Below are 26,985 nucleotides of genomic sequence, written 5' to 3' on the forward strand. Positions count from 1 at the left end.
CTAGACCTCAATTCTCCAGCTCCGCTTTAACTAAAAATCCCCTTGAAGAAAATTTCAAGGGGATTTTTTTATTACACCTTAATCTGAAGTTTTGAATACCCTCAACTATCAGTTAAGAAATTAACTTATGGTATCTATATTGTTCCCAAGGTTACGATAATCTATTTTTTCTTTAGGGTCGGTACCGTTGAGAAATTCTTCCACATTGGTATATCCATCGCCATCGGAGTCAATGGCTCCATCGGCCGGATTTTCAGGGTTGAAATTGTATTTATTCTCCCATTCATCCGGCATACCATCCCCATCCATATCTGAAGGAACTTCATCAGGATCGTAATTTAATGAAGGATAACCGCCAACTTCGGAAATATCTTTTAAAATACCTGTCTCGGTCATTGGTTTTCCTGTTGCAACCATTTCTGTAACCCGTTTATCGACAGCATCTCTCCTTGGAAGTGTGGCTCCCGCTTTTTTCAACACAGAAAGAAAAGCATTCTGTGCTGTTTCATGAGGTGAAACAGGCCAACCTACAAAAGGAGTGTTCACTCTTGCAAGCCTCTCAGAACCACGCATTCCTTCCCAATTATTTTCAGTTATTTCTTTATTTCCATCCATTATGTTACCGGCAACATACCATTTTCCGGGTCTATTTTCTTCCTTAGGATACCATCCTCCCTCAGCCCATGCACTTCCTGGGGAATACATGCTGCGTTCTTCCACCCTCGCAAATACAGCCAACATGTCTTCATTGGTTGCGGGACCCGGTTTATAGTAATTGTTGATCACATTTATTAACGAGGTTTCATCTCCCCCATCCATAGTACGGTGACGCCAGTTGAAAATTACATTATTTCGAAAGTCAAATGCACCGGACATCCCTATGGATGGATTCCTTGCCGTATTACAGGCAAACAAATTATGATGGAATGTAGAAGGATTGCCTCCCCAAGTACCCCCAAAAGCATGCCCTCTGGCATCAAGTGCTTCACTTGAAATGGTCCACTGAATGGTAATGTGTTCGGCTGGATCCTTTATTCGCGTACTTCCATCCAATGAAGGCCTCATGTGACGATAAAGGGATATATTTTCATCCATTCCCCAGCTCGTTGAACAGTGGTCAATGATGATATGATGGTCAGGATTTCCTCCGATATTATCGTCTCCTTGTCCTCCAACAGGAACACCACGGCGAACACGTATATGCCTTATTATAACATTATGTGTATTAATATTAAGTGTTCCCTGTAAGCAAATACCATCTCCTGGTGCAGACTGACCTGCAATGGTTAGATCCGGATGATCAATATTGATATCCTCCGTTAATTTGATATTTCCCGCTACGCGAAATACTACAATACGGGGACCTTCTGCTTCAAGTGCAGCACGCAAACTACCTTCTCCTTTGTCATTTAGGTTTGTCACCGCAATGACCTCTCCTCCTCGTCCACCTGTAGTGAACATACCGGCACCCCATGCTCCAGGGAATGCGGGAATAGCTCCCTCAGGAAGCCTAGGAGGATGGGGAGGAATCTGTCCTGGTTCTGGTTGATTGCTAGAATGGTGGTTATGCTGGGCATTTGCATGTAAAACTGCCCCAAAAAGTGAAAAAGCAAGTAAACTTGCACTGACTATTTGACTGATTTTCATCATTTTCAGGTTTTCTGGATTATTCAATTTAATATTATTGCTTAGTCTTGGGTAGTAAAGTTGTTTACCTTCCAGCCCAAAAGATTATAAACTTCACTATTTCAAAAACATTCAACAGTTATTATTGAACGGTGATCAATCTTATAAAACTTCTCGTTAATCCAGAAATGGGGCCACAAAACAGCCTTCTTTCTTATAATTTTAACCGGAACTGAATGAATTTATTAGGGTTGCATTCTCAAATTAAACCGGTTTTATTTTTATCTAATGGTAAATTTACATTCCAATTAATTCCCTACTTGCTTTTCTGGCTCAAAATCCAAAACGATGGAATTCATACAGAAACGTTTATAGGTAGGAGCTGGCCCATCATCAAAGATATGTCCAAGATGCGAATTGCAACGGGCACATTCCACTTCGGTGCGCTGCATTCCATGGGTATTGTCCGGTTTGTAAATTACACTATGGTCCCTGACTGGTTCAAAAAAACTGGGCCAACCACAAGAACTTGCAAATTTGGCATCTGATTTAAAAAGCTTGTTTCCACATACTTTGCAGTAATAGGTCCCTTTTGCATCCGCATCCCAGTACTTGCCGGTAAAAGCTCTTTCTGTAGCTTCCTCCCTGGCTACCGCATATACATCAGCAGGCAAAACCCTCTTCCATTCGGCATCACTTACTTCCAAATGGGTGGTATCGGTTCTTGAATAATAGGGGTTTTTGGACGGGTAATCTGACATATCTTTTTGATTTTGGCCGTAACAGTTGACTGAAAATAGTAACAACAACCCGAATACTACATTTTTCATCTAATTGTGCTTCTTAAGTAAATCTTTAATACCAATACGAATCCAACTACTATTGCGTTGTACTCCAAAACTGCCAAAATGCTAAAATTATTTTCTGGAGAAGTGATATTATTTCCGACAATAAATATTTTTCACTCTATTGCTTTTCAAAAATAAAAATATTCCTTGCCCAAATCGATTACCAAAACAAAGCATATAACATAGCCAGAATAAGGCAAACCAAAAAGGAACAGATATTAAATACGGGCTCGGTTTTGAACATCCCTTTTTTGATGTTGATGGCCTTAGGGTGATTTTCACCCCCAAATTGCCAATAACTGATCAAAACCATCACAATAATGGTCAAAATACAGGTATAGAGCATTTGATCCAGAAATGGAAGATTGAGGAAGAAAGGGCTTTCTGACCAGCCATTGGGGGCAATTTTAAAATAAAAAGCAATGGGAATGGACATCACCACTCCCCAAATGGCAGCTCTGTTAGTGGTCTTTTTCCAAAATAAGCCCAATAAAAAGACCGCCAAAATCCCAGGACTCACTATACCGGTATATTCCTGTATGTATTGAAAAACCTGTCCCAGATTTTTTAGTTGAGGCGCCAATATTACTGCGATAATAAGTGCCAAAGCTGCAGATCCTCGCCCCACATTAACCAATTTCTGCTCAGAGGCATTTTTACCGAAATAAGGCTTGAAAATATCCATTGTAAAAATAGTAGCAGTTGAATTAAGCATAGAAGCCAGGGAAGAAACAATAGCTGCAGATAATGCTGCCAACACCAATCCTTTTAGTCCCACCGGAACAAATTCATTGATCAACCAAGGGGCGGCATTATCATTAATTATCCTTCCCCCTTCGGCAAAGAAGGAGGCATCCGTGTAGGTTTCTGAAATGGTACCTTCTGGCCCGGAATTTATTACAAAAGCCACTATTCCCGGAAGAACAACGATCAAAGGAATAAGTATTTTCAGAAAAGCGGCTAGAACAATACCCTTCTGGGATTCCCGAAGGCTCTTGGCTGCCAGTGTTCTTTGAATGATATATTGGTTAAAACCCCAATAATATAGGTTGGCTATCCAGAGCCCCCCTATCAATACCCTAAGCCGGGAAGGTCCCACCAGGCATCCTTATTGTTTGGAGTAATAATTTCTCCTTTGTCCAATATCATGGAAAATTTTTCAGGTGCTTTTTCATAAACCTCCGCCAAACCATCCAGTACGCCTCCACTTTCGGTAACATGGGAAAGTGCAATCCAAGTAGTGACAGCACCGCCAGCGACCAATAAAGTTACCTGCAATACATCGGTCCAGGCAACTGCGGAAAGCCCTCCATAAAGGGAATAAGTTGCTGCAAATAAGGCCAGTCCGAAAATGCAATAAGTAAATATTTCCCCACTTCCATCCCCCATGATGGTATCCAAAGCAGTTGCTCCCAAATACAACACAGAGGTTAGGTTGACAAAAACAAAGAGGCAAATCCAAAATACCGCCAATATACTTTTGAGGGTGGTGCTATACCTCACCTCCACAAATTCCGGAATGGTATAGAGCTTCTTTTCAATAAAAATGGGTAGAAAAAATTTCCCCACTATCAATAGGGTCAGGGCTGCCATCCATTCATAGGAAGCAATGGCCAATCCAATGGCAAAACCAGAGCCAGACATGCCGATAAACTGTTCTGCGGAAATATTGGCTGCAATAAGTGAAGCCCCAATGGCCCACCACGGCAAAGACTTCCCCGCCAAAAAATAGGCTTCCGAGGTCTCCCCTTTTCCCCGGGATACCCAAAGGCCAATAGTAACTATAATTAAACCATAACTTACAAAAATGATGGTATCCCAGATGGAAAACTCCATAGCTTCTGATTAGTTAAATCCGACAAAGAATAAAACAATAACCTTTCACTTTACTTATTTACAAAAATAAATTCTGAAGGACAAAGAATTTTAAATATGTGTTCCATAATTTATTGTTGGGAGTAAAAAAATTTATTCTTGTTTATTTCAAGTTTTTTTAATGATCCAATTGGATCCTGTCTTTAATAAACAAAAATAATCTCTCCTAGTAAGTACATTTCAGGCTACTTGTTTTTTATAAGTGTATTAATTACATTTATTAGATTTAATTAATAATTGTGGATTTCCCCAAATTAAACACGCTTCAAAGGGGACCTAATAAAATAAACCTATTAAGAAAATAATCTATGAAAAATTCAACCCTAAGCTTTTTTGTTCTCGCCCTCCTTTTGGGCCAATTTTCCTGTCAAGGAAATAAAAAAAATAAAGTTGATACCGCAAAACCTGACTACCACTACCCCATCAGTCATGTGGATATCAAAAATGTAAAATTAACCGATAATTTTTGGTTACCGCTTATTGAAAAAGTTCAAAAAAAAACCATTGCTTATGCTTTGAAAAAATGCAAGGAAGAAGGTCGTCTTGATAATTTCTTGATTGCCGGGGGAGAACTGGAAGGGGAGGCCAAAGGGGCCATGCCCTTTGATGATTCTGACGTGTACAAAGTTATTGAAGGTGCTTCCAACTCCCTGATCAGCTCCCCGGACCCCAAACTTGAAAGTTTACTGGATTCCCTGATTTCAATAGTAAAGAAAGGTCAAGAAGTGGATGGTTACCTGACAACCTGGAGGACAATTAACCCTAAAAAGCCAACAGCCACTTGGGTGAAAGTCGTTGATGGAAAAAGATGGGAGTCCCTTGACATGAGTCATGAACTTTACAATTCAGGGCATATGTACGAAGCTGCTGCTGTTCATTATAAAGCTACCGGAAAAAGAAACTTTTTGGATATTGCTTTAAAAAATGCGGATTTGGTAGTCAAAACATTTGGTAACGGCCCTGACCAAATCAACAACGTACCAGGTCATCAAATCATTGAAACCGGTCTTATCAAATTGTATGAATTGACCGGGGAGGAAAAATACCTGAATACTGCGAAATACTTTCTCAACAACCGGGGGAACCCTGAAAATCACAAACTATATGGCGAATATGCCCAAGACCATATTCCAGTAACGGAACAGGAAGAAGCAGTTGGCCATGCAGTCCGGGCTGTTTATATGTATGCAGCCATGACGGATATCGCCACCCTGGATAAAGACACTGCTTATTTGCATGCGGTAAACCATTTGTGGGACAATGTTGTCCAAAAGAAAATGTACCTAACAGGTGGAATCGGCGCCAAACATGAAGGTGAAGCCTTTGGGGAAAATTATGAATTACCTAACCTGTCTGCCTATAATGAAACTTGCGCAGCCATTGGCAATGTCTATTGGAACCACAGGTTATTTAATTTGACCGGGGAAGTAAAGTATTTTGATATCATTGAAAGAACACTTTACAATGGTCTGATTTCAGGAATATCGCATGATGGCACCCACTTCTTTTATCCCAACCCCTTGGAATCGGATGGAAAATACCAGTTCAACCAGGGAGCTTGTACCCGAAAAGAGTGGTTTGACTGCTCTTGTTGTCCTACCAACATGATCAGGTTCTTGCCCTCTCTTCCAGGCTTGATTTATGCAAAACAAAAGGACACCATCTTTGTAAATCTATATGCTTCCAATGATGCCGAAATTGAATTGGAAAGCGGAAATGTTCAAATTGCCCAATCCACCAATTATCCTTGGGATGCCAAGGTAAATGTTCAATTCCATTCAACCACCCAAAAACCAGTCACCTTAAAATTAAGGGTTCCAGGATGGGTTAGGGGACAAGTGTTGCCAAGTGATTTATACCATTATTCAGCTGAAAAAGAAACCCTTCCCCAAATTTCCATCAATGGAAAACCGGTAAATTTCAAAATTAATGATGGTTTTGTGGACCTTACTCGAAAATGGACAAAAGGAGACCAAATCAGCATCGATTTTCCTATAAAAGTGAGAAAAGTAAAGGCCAATCCAAATGTAGAAGCTGATCAAAACAAAATGGCTTTAGAATATGGCCCTTTGGTTTATGCTTTTGAGGAAATGGACAATGCTGACCACTTGGATAATTTGGAAATCCAGCAAGATTTTACAGCCAATTGGAATCCTGATTTTATGGGAGGAGTTAATCAGCTTAAAGGAAATCAAACCAGCAATATTGCCATCCCATATTACACTTGGTCCAATAGAGGTATAGGAAAAATGAAAGTTTGGGTTCCAATTAAATAAAGATTTTCCTTTTAAAGAATCTGGGAGAAAAATGGAAGAACAAAAAAGGGCTTGACTTCATAATTAAATGAGGCCAAGCCCTTAATGCTAAAAAGCATTATTTACGGAATTAAATTTCCATTTTAAAAAGCCCTTTAATAATGGATTTTATTGAATAATGGCTTCCAAAGAGAAGTCCAATTCAACACTTTGGCTACTGGACAAGGTAATGCCTGACTCTTGATCTTTCACAACAGGATTACCTTCTTCGTCCATTTCCACTACAATCACTTCATAATCTCCTGGAGCAAGGAAAGCTAGTTTATAATTACCTTCTGCATCCACTGTAGTACTGGTTACAGCGGTTGGGAAACGGTTGCCCTCTCCTTCTGGCTCATCCATTTCAGCTTCGGAATAAGTTCCTTCTTCGTAGGCATAGACCACATAGGTAGAACCTTCAACGCTATTTTCTACCTGGCCACTAATTTCTCCAGCCTGATCATTGACAATGACCCTGATGGTCGGTTTCAGAATATACATTTCTGTGGCTCCAGCTTTAGTTACTGACTTCCTTAGGTCAAAGTCTGCAGTAACCTCTACTACACCATTTACAGGAACTGTAAAATCACCGATTGCCTTATAGCCGGTTTGTTCTCCACTGGGAACATAAAGAGGTTCTTCACTACCATCCTCAAAGGTGATATAACACCCAGGGTTAGAAGACTGGGAACCATTTTTCGCTACAGCATCCAGGTGAAAACGCAGGCCAGTGTAATTCCCGGCACTACCATTAAACTCACCCAAAAAGGCCGTTTCTCCATTTTGTAATTCAAGGAGGTTGATCGTTTGAGGACCATCAAATTCCTCAAAAACTTCCCAGCTTCCTCCATCCATTTGATACTCAACACTAGTGAAGGTTACAAATACGCCGGTAACATCAGCTTCGTCAATAGGAGCATCTGTCACATTCAGGCTCACCTTTCCTTCACCATTTGCATCTTCATCGTTAGTACAGCTAGCAAGGGCCAAAAATGCTAATACAAAAGCTGCCCACATTACTCTTAGATTTTTCATAATAAATAAATTTAGTTTTTAAATTAAGTTGGTTTATTTCGTTTTCACGTTGTTTCATTGCTAAGACGACGATATATTCAAAACCGTTGGAATCAATAAAAATTATTTTTTCCTGATAAACATATTTATCAAAAATTCTGATGTGGTGGTCCTTCTCAAATAGGACGGTATCTGCTCATTCCCCTGGTAAATATTATTGAACCCAACCCGATAACTGAGCTGGAACCCCAATTGGTATTTTTCATTTAAAGGGTAAATCATTTCATATCCCAAAACCCCACCCCATTCAAATGGTTTATACATTTGGGTTTGTTGTTCCCGGGTTCTAGCTCCTTCCAAATAGGTAAGCAATTCCTGTTCCACGGATTCAATCTTAGAGACATAAGGTCCGATAAAGAAAGCCTTTTCAATTCCCCAGTCAGCAATGGATTTTGGATTATATTTTCTTCTTAAGGAGATAAAACATCCCCAATAATTGATATTGGTCCCCCCCTTCACATAATCCCCATTAATATATTCTCCAAATTGTTGTTGGGAGGTTCCCAGAAAATCTACCCCACCATAAATACTCCAAAAATTATTGAACCTATATCCACCATGGACCTGCCCAGAAAAGGCACCTTTTTCACTTACCTGGGTAAGGGTACCTTCTTCTTTTGCCCTTCTAAATCTTGGATCATTGATCCAGGAAGTACTCCAGGAAATTCCCAACCCATAATACCAATTTGAAAATTCAATCTTTTGGCTTTTCGTAGAACCATTGGGGGTTCCCATCTCACCTACTAGATCCATGCTAGAAATTTCCTCTAACTTGAAGTCAAAATGAGGATTTTCCCACTCTTCAGGTTTTTGCTTTAACCCGAAAGATAAATTTGAAATAGGAAGACCATCTTTTTTTTGGTAGCTACTATTCAATCCGGGATGAAATTGGCTACCTTTTTCTCCACCGGAATTTTTCACATTGATATCAAGTCCCTCACTTTTCAGCTTGGATCCTGGCTTGATTTCAGGTACAGAAGGGTCCTCTTCCATTCTTGAAAAATTGTCCTTGCCATAATTTTCCTCTTTTTCACTATCGGAATATTTATTGGCACTATTATCAATGCTGTCTAAAAATTGAGACTGGCTTTGTTGAACAGGAATTTTAGTTATATCGGATTTTTCCTGAAGGGAATCTTGGGAAAATGAAAACAAATATCCCCCAAAAAAACAATTGCCAGAATAAACGCACCATTTGAAATACCATCAAACCATCTTACCCAACTATCATTTATCAAGGTACGGTTTACTCCCTCCCATGCCTGGTCTATATCGAGCTCACTTTCCACTTTTTGCCAGGTCATATCAAGGTCCAAATCCCTGTCAATATCCTTCCAAATTTTTTCTGGAGGGTTGATCCGGCCTTCTTCCAAACGTCTCTTTACTATTTTGCCGAATTCATCTTTCATAACTCCTCCGTTTGCTCCTCCATTATCCAGGATTGTAACAACCCCTTAGCCCTGCTATATTGTGATTTGGAAGTTCCCTCTGAAATATTGATCAATTCGGCAATCTCTCTATGATTATATCCCTCAATGGCATAAAGGTTAAATACCACCCGCGCCCCTTCCGGCAATTTTTGCAAATAGCCCATTAAATCCTCTAAGGCCATATTTTCCAATGCAGAAAGTGATCGACCATCCTCCACCTCCAGGAATTCAGAAGCAGACAGGTCCCTTTCCTCTTTGTATTTCCTAAAATGGTCAATGGCAGTTCGGACAATGATCCTTCTAATCCATCCCTCCAGTGAACCCTGAAATTTAAAAGTTTTAATTTGCCTAAAAACTTTAACGAAGCCTTCCTGAAGAATATCCATCCCCTCTTCCCTCCTGTTGGCATAACTAAGGCAGATGCTGTACATTTTTGATGCGTAGGTACGATAAAGCTGTTCCTGTAACTTTCGGTTTCCCTTTATACAGCCTTTGACAAGTTCCTTATCAGTTATTTTTGCCTCTTTTTCCAAATTATTACTTGAATTTCGCACTAAAAGACTGTTTAATCCTGCCATTGATAACCTGAAACATATCTTGGTTATGCCTATTATTGATCAGTACCACATTTTGATTTTGAAATTGAACCACTTCCCCTGCAATCCACTGTCCAGGCCCAATGGTTTGAAACCAAACTTCAGGGTTTACCTCCAACTTAATACTGTTTTCGCCTCCTCTTTTTACTACAATAGGTTGCCCCATTTGTTGAGGAGTTACATTTAATTCCAACAATTCGTCTACGGTATTTTCAAAAACGAATGGTAAATCCATTAATCCGCCCCTGAGATTTGTCCCCCTCAAAAAAATAGATGGCCGACTTTCTTCTGCTTTAAGGACTAAGCGAATTTGCATTTCATCATATATTGCAGAGGGAATAAAAAAATTTAGAAGGTTATTACTATCCCCCTCAGTAAAAGATACCTTTTTTGCCATTACTTCATTAAAAGTAACCTGGTTCCCTCCTTCAGTTTTAGCTGAAAATAAAAACTCTTCAATATAAATATTCCCTTCCTCAATATTCAAAGAAGGTTCGTCAGCATCCATCATCTTGATGCTGACCAATACTTTTCCGGGGTCATCTTCCACATCTTGACAAGAAAACAAAGCGAATATAAAAATCGCCCCCAAAATATTGAGATATAATTTTTCCCTCACCCAATTAATAACCATAATTCCCATTTAATTTTATTTCCCCTAAAAAAGGCCGTTTTTCTAAAGACGTGGCAATTAAAAAAAGGGTTGGAACCAACTTTGGAAACTCTTTCCAAATTTTATAATGCTTTTCCTTTGAATAAACATTTATTCGATTTTTAATAAAATTATCTTCTGTTTTTCTTTTATTCGGCAGCTTTCCTGGCTCAAACCCTTCCCAATAGCCAACCTGATAATTAGCAGAAGTTATCATTTTTAAAATATTCTTTAACCTCCCTTATCTAATTTTAATAAGAATTAATCTAAATAAATATTGTGATTAGTTTGAGAACCTGTCTAGGTCTTTTATTATTGCACTATCAATATTTAGTCTAAATAAAAAAACAAATGAAACACAGTTTACTTTGTATCTGCTTATTATTTCAAATTACGCTATCCTTTGCCCAGAAAGGAAAACTGGAAGGCATTGTAAAAAATCAAAATGGAAAACCTATTGAATTTATAAATGTCTTAATAAAGGACAGTTCAAAAGGGACCCTAACGGATGAAAAAGGAAAATTTTCCTTTGACCAGGCCCCAGAAGGTCATCAGATCATTCAATTTAACTCATTTGCATATGAAAATTCGAACCGACCTGTTCAAATTGAACCTGGGAAAACAACCAAAATAGAAGTAGTCCTGAAAGAGGGAGAGTTAGAACTTCAAACAGTTGAAATTCTTGGCCGGGTGGAAACCTCTTATAAAAATTCCACCTCATTTATCGGCACCAAATCTTCCACTCCTATCAATAAGGTACCCCAATCCATCGGTTATGTGACCAAGGAGTTGGCATTAGACCAAGGGGCTTTCCGGGTAAATGATATTGTTAAAAACATCAGTGGTGTTAACCAGTTTACATTTTACAATGATATTACCATTAGGGGACACCGGGTAAAGGGTCAGGATATTTCCGGGAACCTGGTCAATGGAATGCGTGCCTTTACCAGTTTCTGGAAACAGCAGCTTATTCCCCACATAGAAAGAGTAGAAGTGATCAAAGGACCTGCATCAGCTCTTTTTGGAAATGCATCGGCAGGTGGAACTATTAACCGGGTAACCAAAAAGCCTCTTACCGAATCCAGGCAGTCCATTAGCTCTACAGTGGGCAGCTTCAATACTTTCCGCTTATTGGGAGATTTTACCGGTCCAATGACTGAAGACCAAAGTTTACTTTACCGGCTTAATTTGGGATATGAAAATTCCGATAATTTCAGGGATTTACAATATGACAAAAACTTTGTGGTAGCTCCCTCCTTTTCATTTTTACCATCCGACAAAACCAGGCTAAATCTGGATATTGTGTATCAAAATTCCGATGGTAGACTGGACCGCGGCCAGGCCGTTTTTGGAAATGGAGACCTTTACTCTGTTCCAATCACCAAAGCCCTTAATGCTGCCAATGACTATCTAAAGGAAGAAAGCATCAATGCAACCATAAGTCTTCGTCACCAGCTTACGGAAGGTTTAAGCTTTAACTCCTCCTTTATGCGCTCCAATTATGATGAAGACCTTTTGGAGCACCGTTCAAACAATACCTTTGCCGCACTAGGTGATGGGAGCCTGGATCCCCAAAAAGTAGGTATCCGAGTCGGCATTCGGAAAAGAAGTTGGAGTAATAACAATTTCAACAACTATTTCAACTATGATTTCACTACAGGAGCTATTGAGCACCAAATGCTTTTGGGATATGATTACTACCAGCAGGTATTACACCCAGGCGGCTCCCAATTAAGGGCAAGAGGATATTTAACTGCAGACGGGGAAGGAAGCATCAATTCATATAACCCAGAAAACAAATCAGAATATTTGTTAGATGAAAATGGCAACCCTGTTCCGGTAGTGGCCCACTTTGACCTAACGGATCCTTTTGCCAACAAAATGAGGGATATGAGCAAGTACATTTATACAACCCGAGTATTTGCCCAATCAAAGTTAAACTCCCATGGAATATATATTCAGGAGCAAGCCTCAATTGGTCCATTGAAAGTACTTTTAGGCCTTAGACAGGAATATTTTCAGGATGTCCTGAATTATAAAAGTGATAATGAAGAGATTATAACCCAAAATTCGCTTATTCCAAGGGTTGGATTGGTGTACGCTTTGTTCCCAAATATCAACTTGTACGGCACCTATGTACAAGGCTTACAACCACAAAGTGCTACTGTAATCAACAACCCTGACGCAGGTGGACCTTTTGATCCAATGGTCAGCGAATTAAAAGAAGTTGGTGCTAAAACGGATTGGTTTGATGGTAGAATGAGCGGAACTTTGGCCTTATATCATCTTACAGAAAAAGGAGCGCTATATAATGCCAATGAACCCGGAAATCCTGACCTTTTGATTCAAAACGGGGAAGAAGTTTCCAAAGGGGTAGAAATAGATCTTGCAGGTAAGATATCCGAAAATTGGAGTTTAACGGCAAGTTATTCCTTTAATGAAGCTGTCATCACCCAAAGTGATGATGAAAATTTAATTGGCCGTCAAAAACCAAATGCACCTAAACATTCCGGTAATATTTGGTCCAAATACATCATACACAATGGATATTTTAAAGGTTTGGGCTTTGGCCTTGGAATCCATTTCGTAACAGAGAGGTTTGGATCCCTGGGCCCATCCGATCAGCCGCCTATTTTTCCAGGTTATGGAATTGTGGATGCTGCCATTTATTACAAAATGAACAAATTCCAAATTCAAATGAATGTCAATAATCTTTTGGACAAAACCCACTGGGTGGGAGGATATGATTATTTACGTGCCTTCCCGGGGGCTCCCAGAAATATTATGACTACTGTTTCCTATACCTTCTAATTATCAATCTAATTTATTGAACTTCCTGGTCCATTTCAGGAAGTTATTTACTTCCCCTAATCCATGAATCAAAAATTAATTTGGAAAATACATCAGTGTATGGGCCTTTTTGCCGGGGTCATCATTGCCTTTTTGGGTATTACCGGTGCTGTTGCCCTGTTCAGGCCTGAAATTGATCAGTTGCTAAATCCCCACCTAACCCAAGTGAATAAGCCCACAGGGCCTAAAACTTCTTTAAATGAAGCAGTTCACAGGGTCCTATCCAATCATCCAGATAAAAAGCTATTTGAAGTTGGATTGCCCAAAGCCCATCAGGACACCTGGAATATCCGTTTACGGCCAAAGGAGAACAATTCTTTGAACCCCATGATATGGGAAGTTTTTGTCCATCCTTATACTGGTGAGATTCTCGGCGAAAGAAATTATTTCAAGACATTTAGTTACTTTTTGAGAAACCTCCATGTTCGTTTTTATGAAGCTGAATTTGGACGTCAAATAGTGGGATTGGCAGGAATAGCACTGTTGATTTCTACCATAACCGGATTTTTGATTTACGGGAAATTTATGAAACGGCAATCATTTGGGGAGGTTCGAAAAAAGAAAATAAGAACCCTACAAGCCGATCTTCACAAAGCTATTGGTATAAGCTCCCTTTTATTTAACCTCATCATTGCCATTACAGGGGCTTGGCTGGGACTTCAACCTTACCTGATGGATATATTTCAAATGGAACGCCCCAATCAATTTACCCGACAGGAGAAGGTATTTTCCCCAAAAAAAGACAAGAATTTCCCCTTAGATTATGAAGCTGTACTAAGGACTACCAAGAGTAATTTCCCACAAATGATACCATGGTTTATCAGACCATCCACCAATGGAGAAGGGGTGGTACAAATACTGGGTGATGTACCAGGGCAGGCTTATGAAAGGAGGTCCAATAAACTGGTTCTGGACAAAAAAAACAGGAATACCTTACACCATTACAGGGTTAATAAACAAGGATTTGGGGATCAATTATTTTATGTTCAGGAAGCCCTTCATTTTGGGGACTTTGGAGGAATACCCGTCAAACTTCTTTATTGCATCCTGGCAATCGCCTCTGGTTTCCTTTCCCTAAGTGGGTTTATCATTTATTTGGAAAGGACAAAAAAAGCCAGACAAAAGTCAGGGAGCATAGATCCATTAAAGAAAATTATTACAAAATGGAGTTTGGGCATTATCGCTTTTTGCGTAGTTATTGGATTTTTAAGCATCCGGTATGGTATTCGAATCCCTTCAATATTGGTCAGCACTACCTTTTATGGAGTTTTGTTATTTCTCCTTCTAAAATCCTTTTTACAAAGAATAAAAAAACATCAAAATCGCACCCCAAAAACCTACACCCAACTATGAAAAAAGAAATTGATTCAACGAATGAACACTATTTGATCCCTGCAGTTTTGGCAATGGGTCTTATGGTTGGATTATCTGGCGGTTATTTTTTGTTTGAATGGCAGCAAATAGATTCTGTCAATTTGAAATTACCCTATTACAATTTTGCAAACCTCAAAGCTGCTGGAAAGTATGCCAGTAATTGTTTATTATCAGGCCTTTCCCTGACCACTTTTATGTTACTTTGCCCATTTGCTATCTTAAAGAAATCAAGGTGGGCCAGTGGAATATATATCTTTCTTTCTATTTGCTTAATATGGTTAATTTTTTCATTCTCCTTTTAAACCCACCTCACCAAAGGGAAGTCTTGTCTATGAGTCAATAATGGATTTTTGGGGTAAATCCGGAAACTGTATTCATAATTACCTGGCTGCAATGCTGGGATTTGTCCTTCAAACACCACTTTTTCCTTCCCTATTTCGTGGGCACACAATTCAAAAGTACGGTGACCGTCTTCCGAATCAATATGTTTTTTTCGAAGAATGATCATTTCCACCCCAATATCATTAATTGTAAAATCCCCCATATTTAATGTCAATTTGATATCCACTTCCTTACTCCAATCAGAAATAATTTCGGGGCTGATCCTTAAAACATCCAGATCATTCCAATTCCTCCAAACCTTTTTTTTCCATAATGCAAGTTCCTTAGCAGCAGCAAAACCATCGGCTCGCATACGCTGTCCTTTTTCCAACAATTTGTTGTAGAAATTATGCTGGTAATCCATTAAGGTGCGATGCATGGTAAAATGAGGGGCAACAGAAATGGCAGCTTTGATCAATTGGATCCAGGTCACCGGAAGGTCTTCGGAATTCCTTTTAAAAAACAGGGGAATAATTTCATTTTCCAGCGTCTTATAGATTTTATCCGAATCAAGCTCATTTTGGAAATCTTGCCGTTCATATTCTGCTTCTAAATCCAAAGCCCATCCCATTTTTTCATCATAAGCTTCGGCCCACCATCCGTCAAGCACACTAAAATTCAAAGTTCCATTTAAAAGCGCTTTCATTCCGCTGGTTCCTGAGGCTTCTTTTTGCCGGTTGGGAGTATTCATCCAAAGATCTACTCCTTGAACCATCAATTTGGCCAGGTTCATATCATAATCCTCCAGAAAGAATATTTTATTCCGAAGCCCACCCCCCAGGGATGTTTCATGCACTCTTTTGATCAACTCAATGCTGACTTTGTCCTGAGGATGCGCTTTTCCTGCAAAAAACAGTAAAACGGGATTGCTCTCTTTATTTAATATCCTTTGGAGCCGATTTAGGTCAGTCAATATTAATTCGGGTCTTTTATAGGTTACAAACCTCCTGGCAAAACCAATTACCAATGCATCCTCCCTAATTTGAGAAATTGCCTCCCTGATTTTCCTGGGGCTTTCATGCCTTTGCCGCATGGTTTCTGTCAGCCTTTCTTTTATGGACGTCAACAATTCCCTTTTCAATTGGACATTGGTATTCCAAATTTCCTGATCCGGCACATCGTAAATCTTTTCCCAATATTTTGCATTTTTATGAAACCCCTCTTCAAAATATTTTTCATACAAAACTTTCCAGGCAGGAGCAGTCCAGGTATCATAATGAACCCCATTGGTCACATAACCTATGTGCAATTCTTCTGGCAAATAATCTTTCCACAAATCCTGGAATAATTGACAACTTACCTTTTGATGTATCCTGCTTACGGCATTGACCTCCTGGCTCAACTTCATCGCTAAATTGGTCATTGAAAAACTTTCCTCTAACAGGTTTTCTTTAGCCCTTCCCAGATTCATTAATGTTTCCCATGGGATGTTAAATTGCTGAGAAAAGTGGGAAATATAGGGCCTTAAAAGCTCCTCACTGAATTTATCTATAGCTGCAGGAACTGAGGTATGAGTGGTAAATAAACTCGAAGTCCGAACCACTTCCACCGCCTCTTCAAATGAAAGGTTATCATTTAGGATCAAACTTTGAAGTCGTGCTATTCCCACAAAAGCTGCATGCCCTTCATTACAATGGTACACCTCTGGGTGAATATCCAAAGCTTCCAGGACCTGAATCCCGCCCAATCCAAGTAATAATTCCTGACGAAGTCGATTTTCTTGAATTCCCCCATAAAGCTGGGTGGTAATCCATTTGTCTTCCTGCTGGTTTTCTTCCAAAAAACTGTCCAACAAGAAAAGTTGGACCCTTCCAATTTCCAGTTTCCATACCTGGGCATTAACGGTCCTTCCGGGAAATGGCAGGGCTATTTTTAGCACTTGATTTTCTTTATTGGTAACCTGTTGAATGGGAAGGGTCGAAAAGTCCATCCCTGCAGGTTCCATTAATTGTTCTCCGTATATGGAAAGCCGCTGTTTGAAATATCCGTTTTTGTACATTAATCCCAATCCCACCATGGGGAGTCCACTATCGCTTGCTTCTTTCAAAAAATCCCCTGCCAATATCCCCAAACCTCCAGAATAAAGTTTTAAGGTGTTATGAATACCATATTCCATACTGAAATAGGCCACTAGGCCTTTGTCAATTAGTGGGGCATTCATATATTTTTCAAATTCCCTCATCACCTCCTCCAATTTTTGGGTGTAGGCAGCATTATTGGCCAATTTTTCGATCACCGAATAATGCAGCGACTGAAGAAATGCCAAAGGGTTTTGGTGGCATTTTATCCAAGTCTCCTGACTGGCCTCCTCAAAAAGTGCTTTAGCAGGTTCATTCCAGGACCACCACAGGTTGGTGCTCAATCTTTGAAGACCTCTTAAGGCAAAGGGCAAGGCTGATTTCACTGTAACCTCCCGCCATACCGGTTTGGACTCCATGATCTCTACTGGCTCCAAAGGAACAGCTTGTGGTTTGTCCCTATATAAGCTATCTCTTTCACTGCTTATTTCCAATGCAAGATTAAAAGCCTGTTCATAATATTTTATCTGCTTTTCCCATAAAAAAAACTGGCTTATCCGGCGTGCATCCTCCCGGATTTCCATGATTTCAGCAACAGATTTTTTTGAAAAATCCTCGATGATATCTGCTATTTTTTTGACAACCTCCTGATCGTTTCCTTCATTTCTTTCAATCACATAAACTCCCCTTTGTGCTTTTTCCTTCAATTGCAGCAAGGCAGTCCCAAAACCGGAAACGTCCGTTGTCAACGCTGGAATATAAAATGCCAAACTTTCCAAAGGGGTATACCCCCAAGGTTCATAAAAAGAGGGAAAAACTGCCAAATCAAAGCCCATTAGTAAATCGTAGTAAGGCATATTAAATATCCCATCATTACCATCCAGATAGGTGGGAACAAAAATTACCTTTAGATTTTCATCAAGGGATTGGTTAAGCTCCATCTTTTTGATCCGTTGCATAATGGGATCTGTCTCCACTCCCTGGAGGTGGTGGGTGAGTAATTCAGTTGGTTTAGGATGTTCAAAATTTGGTTGGCTGATCCGGTCCACCAATTCTTTTCTGGGGCCGGTATGGTGACCGGGCACAAAAATCAAAGCAATCACTTTTTTTGCTGGCGCACGATGGTTCCTGATTTCAGCCAATGTGTCAATAAATACATCAATTCCTTTATTTTTAAATTCATTTCGCCCACTCTTGATGATCAAAAGACTGTCCAATGGAAATTTTTGATTAAATAATCCTTCTGCCACATGAATTATTCTTTTTCTGGCCAGCTCCCTTTGGTTATCCAAATGGGGAGGTACCGGAACCATGGAATTATCGAAACCATTGGGAGTGATCAAATCCGGGTATTTCCCCAGCATTTTTTCACATTCCCTGGCGGTCATTTCACTTACTGTAGTAAAGCAATCTGCATTTTGAGCTGTTATTTTTTCTAAGGAATGTTTGGAAAGCACATTGGATTCCCTGGCTATTTGTTCAGGATTATATTGCCCCAAATGCTGATAAAATGGCAACCCTTTTCCTGCAATAACCCTTCCGGTCACTGTTGCATGGGTAGTAAAAACAGTGGCCACCTGAGGTACCTTTTCCTCCAAATAAAGTAAGCCCGTTCCGGTCATCCATTCATGAAACTGGGCCACTACCCTGTCTGTGGAATTGATATGGCAACGATAAAATGATTCAATGACCTTCCCCGCTGCATAACCAAACATTGCCGGTTCGATATAGTCCCACTGTCCATTAAGGGAATCGAGTTGATATTTTATCCAGAAATGTTTAAAAATTTCATTTTTTTCAAAAAAGAAAGGAGTGAAATCCACCAATATGGCAATGGGGTTCCCCTGGATATTCCAACGCCCAATTTTTATCTTCAGGCCTTCCTGGTCTACATATTGCCTCCATACCTTAAACAAGGTTTTGTCTTCAATAAATTCAGGATGATCCCCTGTTCCTTTCCAAACATCTGGCCCGATCATCATTAGCCTCTCATGAAAATTTCGTTCGATTATAGGAGCTTTGGTGGCTAATACCGCATAGATGCCCCCTACTTTGTTACATACCTCCCAGCTTACTTCAAAAAGATAATCAGGTTGGATGATAGATGGATTGGTCATGTTGTTCAAACTTAAATACCAATAAATGCTGCTTCTAAAAAATTTCCTGGGAGGTATTCCTCCTGGAAAATTCTTCACGTTTACCCTCCCTATAAATTTATGTTCCCTCCTTTACCCCTTCAATGACCCTTTTCCATTAAAAAACTGACACCTATCATTGAATGCCTTCTTATTTTTTGATTTTAATCGAAAAAACTGTCCTGACAAAAAAGATGATTAAGATCAAGGGAGTCAATAGCAATCATCATTTTCAGTCCCAATCTTCTAGGCTAAGTTTAGGGTATCATTTGGAACCAGAAAGAGTAAATTATGGTACTACCTATTCAACACCAGATCAAAGTTTCCTTCCGCGGTTATCCCCTTAGCGGAACCTTAAAACTCCCCTCTAAAGCAAGGGGAGTTGTAATTATTATCCAAGCTGCCCAAAAAGGAAGGCAGTTTGGGGATAATAAATTGTTGATTGAGCATCTTCAAAAAAACTACTTTGGAACCTTTGAGCTGGACTTTAAACCCCAAAAGACCAATTCCCATTATCCGGAATTCAATGAAAATTACATCATGACCTCCACATTAATTACGGCCACTGCTTATTTACAGGATCTGGCAGTAACGAAAGACCTTCCAATTGGATTCTTTGGAGCAGGCAATGGAGCGGAAGCAGTACTAAGGGCTGCCACTTACCTTCCCCAGGTCAACGCTGTAGTAACACTTGGGGAAATCAATGGATTTAGCCGGGAAGAACTTGCTTTAGTAAAATCCCCCACCCTTTTATTGTTGGAAAACACAGAATATGAGGTATTTAAAAATATGATCAAACTGGTGGACAAATTAAAAAAATGTCCAAGAAAGCTAGAATTGGTAACTGATTCCGGGGATTATCCCAATTCCAATGAAAACAAGGTAATGATCACCTTGGAAACTTATGAGTGGTTCCAAAAAAACATGATGTCTGCGGTATTTCATACCTAAATGGGTTTATTGCTTAATCACCTAAAAAGGGGCATCCTTCGGGAAGCCCCTTTTTTGATTATTAAAATCCAAAACTATAATTGTTTCCATCAACAGAATAAATTTCAATTAGAAACCAGGCCCTTAGTTTTCACCTTCTTCTCTTCATTTTATGGTTTTTGCTTTCCCAGCAAATGCCCCCCTCTCATCAAATCTTTGCTTGCTTCCGTCAATTGAAATATTTCTTTCTTTAAATACCTAAAATCTTTGACCAAATCCTCCTGAAGTACTTCCAACTCCAAATCGTTTTCCCTAATTTCCTGAGGGGGCAACTCTTTCTTAGATTTTAGGTGGAATGAAATTTCTTTCAATTGATTTTTAAGTTCGTTAGCCAAGGATTTTTGTTTTTTCTCAAGGGAGACAAGCCAATCTAAAAAATATTTGGTTTTGCCCTGAAATTTCTCTGAATTCAACCAAATGAAATATTTATCCAATAATAGATGAAAAAACTTTAGTTCGTCTGCAATAAATTCGATTTGGGATAACCATTCTTCTGTATCCCGGTAAACTTTTGCCCATAATTTTTCCTCTTCAGAGGGTTGGATCTTGGATTTTGTAGAGGAAGGGGTTTTCTGCTTTTTCATGATTTTTAAACAAATTTCACAAAAAGCAATCAATAAGCACATGATTACAATCACATAAAAACAATATTTTAATCACCTCGTTTAGAGCAATTTAACCCCATTTTTATTACCTTAAAAGATAAAACACACCCTACAATATCTATTTTAATTTGCCTTAGTCATCATTCAAATAATAGGGTTCTAACTCAAGTCCCAATTCAGCTATCAATAATTTGAAAGATAATTAATTTCTTTTCCCATGCTAAAACGAATTTTAGTTCCATGTGATTTTTCAGCCCCTTCCCGGGAAGGGTTTAGGTTGGCTGTTGATATGGCATCTAAAGTAAATGGACAAGTAATTGCGGTATATATTATTTATAATGCTGCCCTTTATGATGCCCCTTATATCAATGAAACAGGCTTGGCATTTGAACCTCAGTTTTTTGATGACCTGGAAAATTATGCCAAAAAAGAATTTGCCGAATTACAACAATCCGTCAATTGCGATAATGTATCCTGCCATTTAAAAATAGAATACGGCCATGTAGCCAGCACCATTAAGCGGCTCGTTGAACCCTTAAACATTGATTTGATTGTCATGGGTACTACTGGGGTCTCTGGATGGGAGGAACTGCTTATTGGGTCCAATACAGAAAAAGTGGTCAGGCATTCCACTGTTCCGGTACTTTCACTTCGGAAAGCACCGGAAATTTCAAATATTAAATCCATTCTATTGCCCACATTATTCTCCATTAAGCAAGATGATTTCATCAAAAAATTGATGGAGCTTCAAGCTTTTTTTAAGGCCAATCTTCACCTTCTTTATATCAACACTCCCATGCATTTTAAACCTGATAAAATCATAAAGGATAAATTAATCAGCTTTATCCATCATTTTGGGATTGAAAAATACGTTTTCCATTTGGTTAATGAATACAATGAGGAAAAGGGCATAATTGAATTTGCCCAGGACAATAATATAGATATGGTTGCATTGGGAACTCATGGCAGAAAGGGCTTAGCCCATCTTTATTATGGCAGTGTAGCTGAAAATGTAGTCAACCATATTCGATGCCCCATTTGGACCTACCATATCAAGGTATAAAGGGATATGTGAAAATTATGCAAAATTTAAACACCCCTTCAAGAACCTTTATTCTTAAAATTCAATAGGGGGAAGAAGAATCCGGTAAAGGGCAGTACTATGACTGTAGAGGCTTTTCCAATTCATTATAACCGAAAACAAGGGAGAAAATAGGAAATGCGACTTTTTTAAACAAGGCAACTTTTGTTTAATAATGTTAGGTGATAACAAAAAATACCGGTCAACAAATCACCCAAAATTCAGTTCTCACTCTTCCGGAAATTAATAAGGGGAAACCTTCCTTTTGAGATAAAAATCATAAAGTCGGAACGATCAAAGTTTGAAGGTAAAGGGGATAATATCATAATTAATTTTTCTTCTCATTTATAAATTGACCATAATATTCAAATTTTAAAAAAGGAGGAAATCATGAACCTTGAACCAAGTAAAACAAAAAAATCACCCTCAATCTGGACAAATTTGGTAAGCCCACTTCAATCCTTATTGGGTAAGGATTTATTTGACTCAGATATTGATCTTTGGCCGCAAAAATTGGGCATCAATGTTCCTACTGTAAATACGATAGAAAAGCCAAAGGCTTATGAATTAGAAATGGCAGCACCCGGATTGGAAAAAAAAGATTTTAAAATCCAATTGGACAATCAAGTTCTTACCATCAGCTCGGAAAAGTCTGAAGAAAAAGAAGAAAATGAAAAAGGTTCTTCCCGGAAAGAATTTTCCTTTCATTCATTCTGTAGATCTTTTTCCCTTCCTGAAAATGTTTTAGAGGATAAAATCGAAGCCAAATATGAGAATGGGATTTTAAAAATCATTATTCCAAAAGCAAAGGAAACGTCAGTCCAACCTACACATCAAATTTCGATAGACTAATCAATAATTACCTTCAGGTGGACCAAACAAAACCTGAAGGTATTTACTATCAGTTTTAACCTTCATTAATATGGGTTTCCAAACAGGATTCCACCACCTCCAACAGGGCTTTTCCATCAAAGGGTTTTACAATATATTCATTTGCCCCCATTTCCATTCCTTTTACAAGATCAACTTTTTGTGCCTTTGCAGTTAAAAAAATAAATGGGATAGAGGATGTAGAGGATTGACTTTTCATTTTTTTTAGCACCCCAAAGCCGTCCAATTTTGGCATTTTAACGTCACATATTACCAGATCAGGATTTTTTTCATTTACCATTTCCAATCCCTTCAGGCCCTCTTGAGCTGTAATTATTTGATAATTTTTAAGTCTAAGAATATCAGAGATATTTTCGCACATTTCTGCATTATCCTCAATTACTAAAATAGTTATCGTTTCCATGACATGGGTTTATTTTAATTAGGCATTTCACTTCGCAACAATCATTTATCCATAATTTTAGTTTGAAATGCAAAACACCTGGGAAATCAATCCGATCGGATTCACTCTTGTAACTCGAAACCAGGTGTAAACAATTACCATAAGCTACTATTCCCCTATTCCATGAACCAAAAATTTAATGATTACTTATTTTATAGAATTTCAAAGACCTGTACCCTTTATTCGTATAAAGTATTAAGTTTTGGGTTCTACCCTACTCCCAGAAGCTAATTCTATATCGATTTTATTTTTGAATCCTTCTTTTGTTGAATTTCTTTTAACACCTCAATTCCTATTTTAACCTTAAGGGAAGGTTTCAATAAATTTCATTTTACCCCCTCTCATTTTAATTCAATTAAAATCTGCAAAATCACTGATTCTTATATTTAATTAATTCATTTTCAATGATTTTTGTTCTTATAATTTACTTTTTTTCGCATAAAATTAAAATCAATTCCTCCCTAAAAAACGGAATTTTACCTAAAATTGGATTAAAATTCACCTAGCGATCAATAAACTGCAGATTTTCTACAAAGTAATTAAAAGTCTATGTTCATGAAATTCATCTCAACAGATTCCAATATTGGTCTTAACAAAAGGCTGGAAATTTCTCCTTCCCCCTGAGGGACTCAAAGCCGGAAATCAAATCAAACAATTCATTATATGTGACTTCTTGTCGTTTTTGATGATAGAAATTTTGAAGGTTATTAAACAAATTCCTGGATATTTTTTTTCTGCTCTTTGCATAGCATCCAACAAACTTCCCCTTACACGATTAGTTTTTCCAATAGGGGCTTCCTACTTCATATTATCAAAATATGGTCATTATCCTTAAAGCAAGATGACAGGGGATTTTTCAAAAATTTATCCTTATCAAAACCAAATTACTTACATCGCAAAACAACCAGCCCCCTGTTAGTAATTCATTATATTCCAGGAAAATTTAAGAATTTGTTGGTACGAACTGGCTGCTTCCACTTTCAAGCAACTCCCCTTCATAGCTTTTATCATCTTATCCTCCGATTTGAATCATTGCGTAAGGAAAGGGCTCCTTTTAATTTGAACCCAAACTGAAAAAATTAGGCATATGTTGCCCCCCCCCTTCACACCCTTAAGGATTTTTTCGCTTACCAATTTCGGGAATTGTACGATTCACATGTATGGGAACTGAAAATAATTAAATTGGTCAGTGAAAAATGTCAACATCCCCAGCTAAAAAAGTTCATTCTTCAAATGCGAACAGTTGCGCAATTTCATAAAATCCAATTGGATGAAGTCATGGACCAACTTAAAATGGAAACCAATGGGGATGCAGATCAACAAGGACAGTTGATATGGAAAAAATCCAGACGGTTGATGGACTATTGTAACGATCCTTCACTAAGGGATGTAGTCCTCATCAATACGCTCCAAAAGTTCATCCGACACAAAATCAATTTATTAGGCACATTATCCTCCTATGCCATCGAACTTGACTCCTCCAAATGGGCTTCCATACTTCATAAACAATTGGAAGATATTAAATCACTGGACAACCAATTTTCTGAACTGGCAGAAAGAGAAATCAATAAAAAAGCCATCGGAATTTCACTTTAACCTTTTTTGGAGGTTTATAAAACTCAACTCTGGATCATGAATTCTTTTATTAATGATTTCTGTCAACAATTCTTTATATTGTATAAAGCAATAAAAACCAAACCAATAACCACTAACTCCACCTATTTCACCTCAAACCATTCAGACGATTATAACGCCCTATTTTAATCAAAATATTCCCGGCATGATGGAGGAAATGATCATTTTTGATTTGGAACAAGGACAATCTTTGGGCAAACAAATTGCCGACCACATGAATATTTACTTAGGAGAATATGAATTCAGGAGGTTTGAAGGAGGAGAACACAAAATCCGTCCCTTGGTCAATGTGCGCAACAGGGATGTTTTTGTGATCAGTTCCCTATATGGGGATAGAATGGATAGTGTCAATGACAAACTTTGCCGTTTATTTTTTTCCTGGGTGCCCTGAGGGATGCAACAGCTGGTAGAATCACCGTGGTAGCCCCTTACCTTTGTTATTCCAGAAAAGACCGGAAAACAAAAGCCCGGGATCCGGTAACCACCAAGTATCTAGCAAGGCTTTTTGATGCTATGAAGATCGATGCCATAATGACCATGGATGTCCATAACTTACAGGCTTTTCAAAACAGTTACCACTGTCTTACTGAGCATTTAGAAGCTAAAAATCTATTTGTTAAGTATTTTGCCCACAAGTTAAGGGGAGAATCTATTTTGGTCATGTCTCCCGATTTTGGAGGTGCCAAGCGGGCAGAACAATTCCGAGAATCTTTGGAAAAAGAATTGAAAAATGAGATAGGTTTTGGATTGATGGAAAAATCAAGAAGCAAAGGTATTGTCAAAGGGGATAAGGTGACCGGTGAACTGGAAGGTAAATCCATCATTCTGATTGATGATTTGATCGGTTCAGGAGGGACATTGTTACGGGCAGCGGAAGCTTGTCAACAAAGGGGAGCAAAAGCTATTTATGCGGTTGCAACTCACGGCACCTTTTCCCAAGATGCCCAGCACAATTTGGACCAACCTGCATTTGAGGAAATCGTGATTACCGATTCCATTCCCCATTTAAACCTGGACCCTACATTTGTCCAAAAGAAAATCCATGTCATCAGCATATCAACCCTATTGGCAAAAGCCATACTTTGTATGCATACTGGAGATTCCATAGTAGAACTACTAGGTCATGAATAGCAAAGCAAGCCCTACCTCCCATTCCACTACCACTGAAGAGGTGGTGAATTTTTTAAAAATCAAGGAAAATTATCCAGATAGTCCTGATGAATTGGAAGTGATTGAAACTCATATGTCTTGGGTATTCCTAACAGATAATTATGCTTACAAGCTAAAAAAACAAGTGATATGGAATTCGCTGGACCTAAGGCTTCCAGAAATACGATACAGGAATTGCCGGGATGAAATCCGCCTCAATAAAGCCATGGCAGAAAAGGTGTATATTGGCTTGACACCAGTCAATATATTGGAGACAGGAAAATTAAAGATTGGAGGAAAGGGCAAACCGGTGGATTGGTTGATCAAAATGAAAAGATTACCTGAAGACAGCATGTTAGATTGGGCCCTTAAACATCGATGCCTTCACTTTCCTGATATTAGGAGAGCAGCAGTTGCCTTGGCAGAATATTACAGGAGACAGCCTTCTGCAGAATGGGACTACCATAGACACCAGACCTATCTGGCCGATGAGATTCTAAAAGTCAAAAAAGAACTTTTGTCCCAGGAATATGGAATGCCTCCAGACCTCATATTATATATAACCGTCACCCTTCTTCGGTTCATGAAAGAAAATGGGGAAATGTTCGAACAAAGAATCAATTCAGGAAAAATCATTGAAGCCCATGGAGACCTCAAGCCAGAGCATGTTTGTCTTTCCGATCCCCCAGTTTTTATTGATTGCCTGGAGTTTGAGGTAACCTTAAAAATAATGGACATAGCAGAAGAATTGTCCTATCTGGCCCTTGGCTGTGAAATGTTGGACAGTGAACCAACAGGAGCCTATTTTATCAAAATTTATAAACAATTAGCCAATGATAAGATACCTGATACCCTCATCCTGTTTTATAAATGTAAACAAGCCCTCTTCCGTGCAAAATTTTCCCTCTGGCACTTGAAGGAAGAAAAATACAAAAACGATCCAAAATGGGGCAAACTGGGAGAAAAATACCTGGAAATGGCCCGTAAATTTGTGGAAAAGTTGCCCTATTAGCGATATCACATTTAAAAATTTCTAATA

20 protein-coding genes and 2 pseudogenes are annotated in these 26,985 nt (G+C 38.7%); 10 read left to right on the top strand and 12 right to left on the bottom strand.

The annotated features are described in order from the left end of the window. Positions 1-120: 120 nt before the first annotated feature. The 4 genes from QWY93_RS01850 to QWY93_RS19650 all read right to left on the bottom strand — a co-directional run bounded on the left by QWY93_RS01850 (position 121) and on the right by QWY93_RS19650 (position 4,310). Positions 121-1,650: a polysaccharide lyase gene (locus QWY93_RS01850; protein WP_290246489.1), complete on the bottom strand. Its 1,530-nt coding sequence runs from the start codon at positions 1,648-1,650 to the stop codon at positions 121-123. A gap of 284 nt (positions 1,651-1,934) precedes the next feature. After that, positions 1,935-2,387 carry a peptide-methionine (R)-S-oxide reductase MsrB gene (gene msrB / locus QWY93_RS01855; RefSeq protein ID WP_290246490.1) on the bottom strand — a complete coding sequence of 151 codons (453 nt, stop codon included), beginning with the start codon at positions 2,385-2,387 and terminating at the stop codon, positions 1,935-1,937. Positions 2,388-2,634: 247 nt separating this feature from the next. Continuing rightward, positions 2,635-3,573 (bottom strand): sodium:solute symporter family transporter, encoded by a 939-nt coding sequence (locus tag QWY93_RS19645; RefSeq protein WP_353959610.1) that lies wholly within the window; start codon positions 3,571-3,573, stop codon positions 2,635-2,637. Beyond that, on the bottom strand, positions 3,546-4,310 hold the full coding sequence (locus tag QWY93_RS19650) for a sodium:solute symporter family transporter (RefSeq protein WP_353959611.1): 765 nt from the start codon (positions 4,308-4,310) through the stop codon (positions 3,546-3,548). The genes QWY93_RS19645 and QWY93_RS19650 overlap by 28 nt, the downstream gene beginning before the upstream one ends. Before the next feature lie 347 nt (positions 4,311-4,657). Between QWY93_RS19650 and QWY93_RS01865 the strand changes: the two genes are divergently transcribed. Next, a complete protein-coding gene (locus QWY93_RS01865) occupies positions 4,658-6,625 on the top strand; it encodes a glycoside hydrolase family 127 protein (protein ID WP_290246491.1) in 1,968 nt (655 codons plus the stop codon). 147 nt (positions 6,626-6,772) lie between these two features. On the opposite strand, the gene QWY93_RS01870 is transcribed toward QWY93_RS01865, so the two are convergent. The 5 genes from QWY93_RS01870 to QWY93_RS01890 form a co-directional block, all read right to left on the bottom strand. Further along, positions 6,773-7,678 (bottom strand): DUF4382 domain-containing protein, encoded by a 906-nt coding sequence (locus QWY93_RS01870; RefSeq protein ID WP_290246493.1) that lies wholly within the window; start codon positions 7,676-7,678, stop codon positions 6,773-6,775. A 102-nt stretch (positions 7,679-7,780) separates the two neighbouring features. Continuing rightward, positions 7,781-8,872, bottom strand: coding sequence for a porin family protein (locus tag QWY93_RS01875; protein WP_290246494.1), 1,092 nt, complete (start codon positions 8,870-8,872; stop codon positions 7,781-7,783). Beyond that, a complete protein-coding gene (locus QWY93_RS01880; protein ID WP_290246495.1) occupies positions 8,827-9,126 on the bottom strand; it encodes a hypothetical protein in 300 nt (99 codons plus the stop codon). The genes QWY93_RS01875 and QWY93_RS01880 overlap by 46 nt, the downstream gene beginning before the upstream one ends. Continuing rightward, positions 9,123-9,701: an RNA polymerase sigma factor gene (locus QWY93_RS01885; RefSeq protein ID WP_290246496.1), complete on the bottom strand. Its 579-nt coding sequence runs from the start codon at positions 9,699-9,701 to the stop codon at positions 9,123-9,125. Before QWY93_RS01885 ends, QWY93_RS01880 begins: the two co-directional genes overlap by 4 nt. Further along, entirely contained in the window at positions 9,685-10,377 is a 693-nt protein-coding gene (locus QWY93_RS01890) for a hypothetical protein (RefSeq protein ID WP_290246497.1), read from the bottom strand. The genes QWY93_RS01885 and QWY93_RS01890 overlap by 17 nt, the downstream gene beginning before the upstream one ends. Before the next feature lie 369 nt (positions 10,378-10,746). Between QWY93_RS01890 and QWY93_RS01895 the strand changes: the two genes are divergently transcribed. The 3 genes from QWY93_RS01895 to QWY93_RS01905 all read left to right on the top strand — a co-directional run bounded on the left by QWY93_RS01895 (position 10,747) and on the right by QWY93_RS01905 (position 14,921). Then, a complete protein-coding gene (locus QWY93_RS01895; RefSeq protein WP_290246498.1) occupies positions 10,747-13,206 on the top strand; it encodes a TonB-dependent receptor in 2,460 nt (819 codons plus the stop codon). A gap of 63 nt (positions 13,207-13,269) precedes the next feature. Next, positions 13,270-14,598 carry a PepSY-associated TM helix domain-containing protein gene (locus QWY93_RS01900; RefSeq protein ID WP_290246499.1) on the top strand — a complete coding sequence of 443 codons (1,329 nt, stop codon included), beginning with the start codon at positions 13,270-13,272 and terminating at the stop codon, positions 14,596-14,598. Further along, a complete protein-coding gene (locus tag QWY93_RS01905; protein WP_290246500.1) occupies positions 14,595-14,921 on the top strand; it encodes a hypothetical protein in 327 nt (108 codons plus the stop codon). The genes QWY93_RS01900 and QWY93_RS01905 overlap by 4 nt, the downstream gene beginning before the upstream one ends. On the opposite strand, the gene glgP is transcribed toward QWY93_RS01905, so the two are convergent. Continuing rightward, on the bottom strand, positions 14,918-19,135 hold the full coding sequence (gene glgP / locus QWY93_RS01910) for an alpha-glucan family phosphorylase (protein WP_290246501.1): 4,218 nt from the start codon (positions 19,133-19,135) through the stop codon (positions 14,918-14,920). The two genes, QWY93_RS01905 and glgP, sit on opposite strands and share 4 nt — an antisense overlap. A gap of 309 nt (positions 19,136-19,444) precedes the next feature. Between glgP and QWY93_RS01915 the strand changes: the two genes are divergently transcribed. Further along, positions 19,445-20,104, top strand: coding sequence for a hypothetical protein (locus tag QWY93_RS01915; protein ID WP_290246502.1), 660 nt, complete (start codon positions 19,445-19,447; stop codon positions 20,102-20,104). 149 nt (positions 20,105-20,253) lie between these two features. Here the strand turns inward: QWY93_RS01915 and QWY93_RS01920 are convergent, their stop codons facing one another. Next, complete coding sequence (locus QWY93_RS01920) at positions 20,254-20,727, bottom strand: hypothetical protein (protein ID WP_290246503.1); 474 nt, start codon at positions 20,725-20,727, stop codon at positions 20,254-20,256. Between the two features lie 238 nt (positions 20,728-20,965). Here QWY93_RS01920 and QWY93_RS01925 point away from each other — a divergent pair, with 238 nt between their 5' ends. Both QWY93_RS01925 and QWY93_RS01930 read left to right on the top strand, forming a co-directional pair. Next, positions 20,966-21,811, top strand: a complete 846-nt coding sequence (locus tag QWY93_RS01925; protein ID WP_290246504.1) for a universal stress protein — start codon at positions 20,966-20,968, stop codon at positions 21,809-21,811. 408 nt (positions 21,812-22,219) lie between these two features. Beyond that, positions 22,220-22,681 carry an Hsp20/alpha crystallin family protein gene (locus QWY93_RS01930; protein WP_290246506.1) on the top strand — a complete coding sequence of 154 codons (462 nt, stop codon included), beginning with the start codon at positions 22,220-22,222 and terminating at the stop codon, positions 22,679-22,681. Positions 22,682-22,736: 55 nt separating this feature from the next. Here the strand turns inward: QWY93_RS01930 and QWY93_RS01935 are convergent, their stop codons facing one another. Continuing rightward, positions 22,737-23,123 (bottom strand): response regulator transcription factor, encoded by a 387-nt coding sequence (locus QWY93_RS01935; RefSeq protein ID WP_290246507.1) that lies wholly within the window; start codon positions 23,121-23,123, stop codon positions 22,737-22,739. A gap of 1,158 nt (positions 23,124-24,281) precedes the next feature. On the opposite strand from QWY93_RS01935, the pseudogene QWY93_RS01940 reads away from it, so the two are divergent. From QWY93_RS01940 to QWY93_RS01955, 3 genes and pseudogenes are all read left to right on the top strand, one after another. Next, positions 24,282-24,758: pseudogene (locus QWY93_RS01940) on the top strand (DUF892 family protein); the annotation flags it as partial. A 253-nt stretch (positions 24,759-25,011) separates the two neighbouring features. Continuing rightward, positions 25,012-25,928, top strand: a pseudogene (locus QWY93_RS01950) (ribose-phosphate diphosphokinase). After that, positions 25,921-26,958 (top strand): hypothetical protein, encoded by a 1,038-nt coding sequence (locus tag QWY93_RS01955; RefSeq protein WP_290246511.1) that lies wholly within the window; start codon positions 25,921-25,923, stop codon positions 26,956-26,958. The pseudogene QWY93_RS01950 and the gene QWY93_RS01955 overlap by 8 nt, the downstream one beginning before the upstream one ends. Positions 26,959-26,985: the final 27 nt, after the last annotated feature.

Source organism: Echinicola jeungdonensis, from assembly GCF_030409905.1.
GTDB lineage: Bacteria > Bacteroidota > Bacteroidia > Cytophagales > Cyclobacteriaceae > Echinicola > Echinicola jeungdonensis.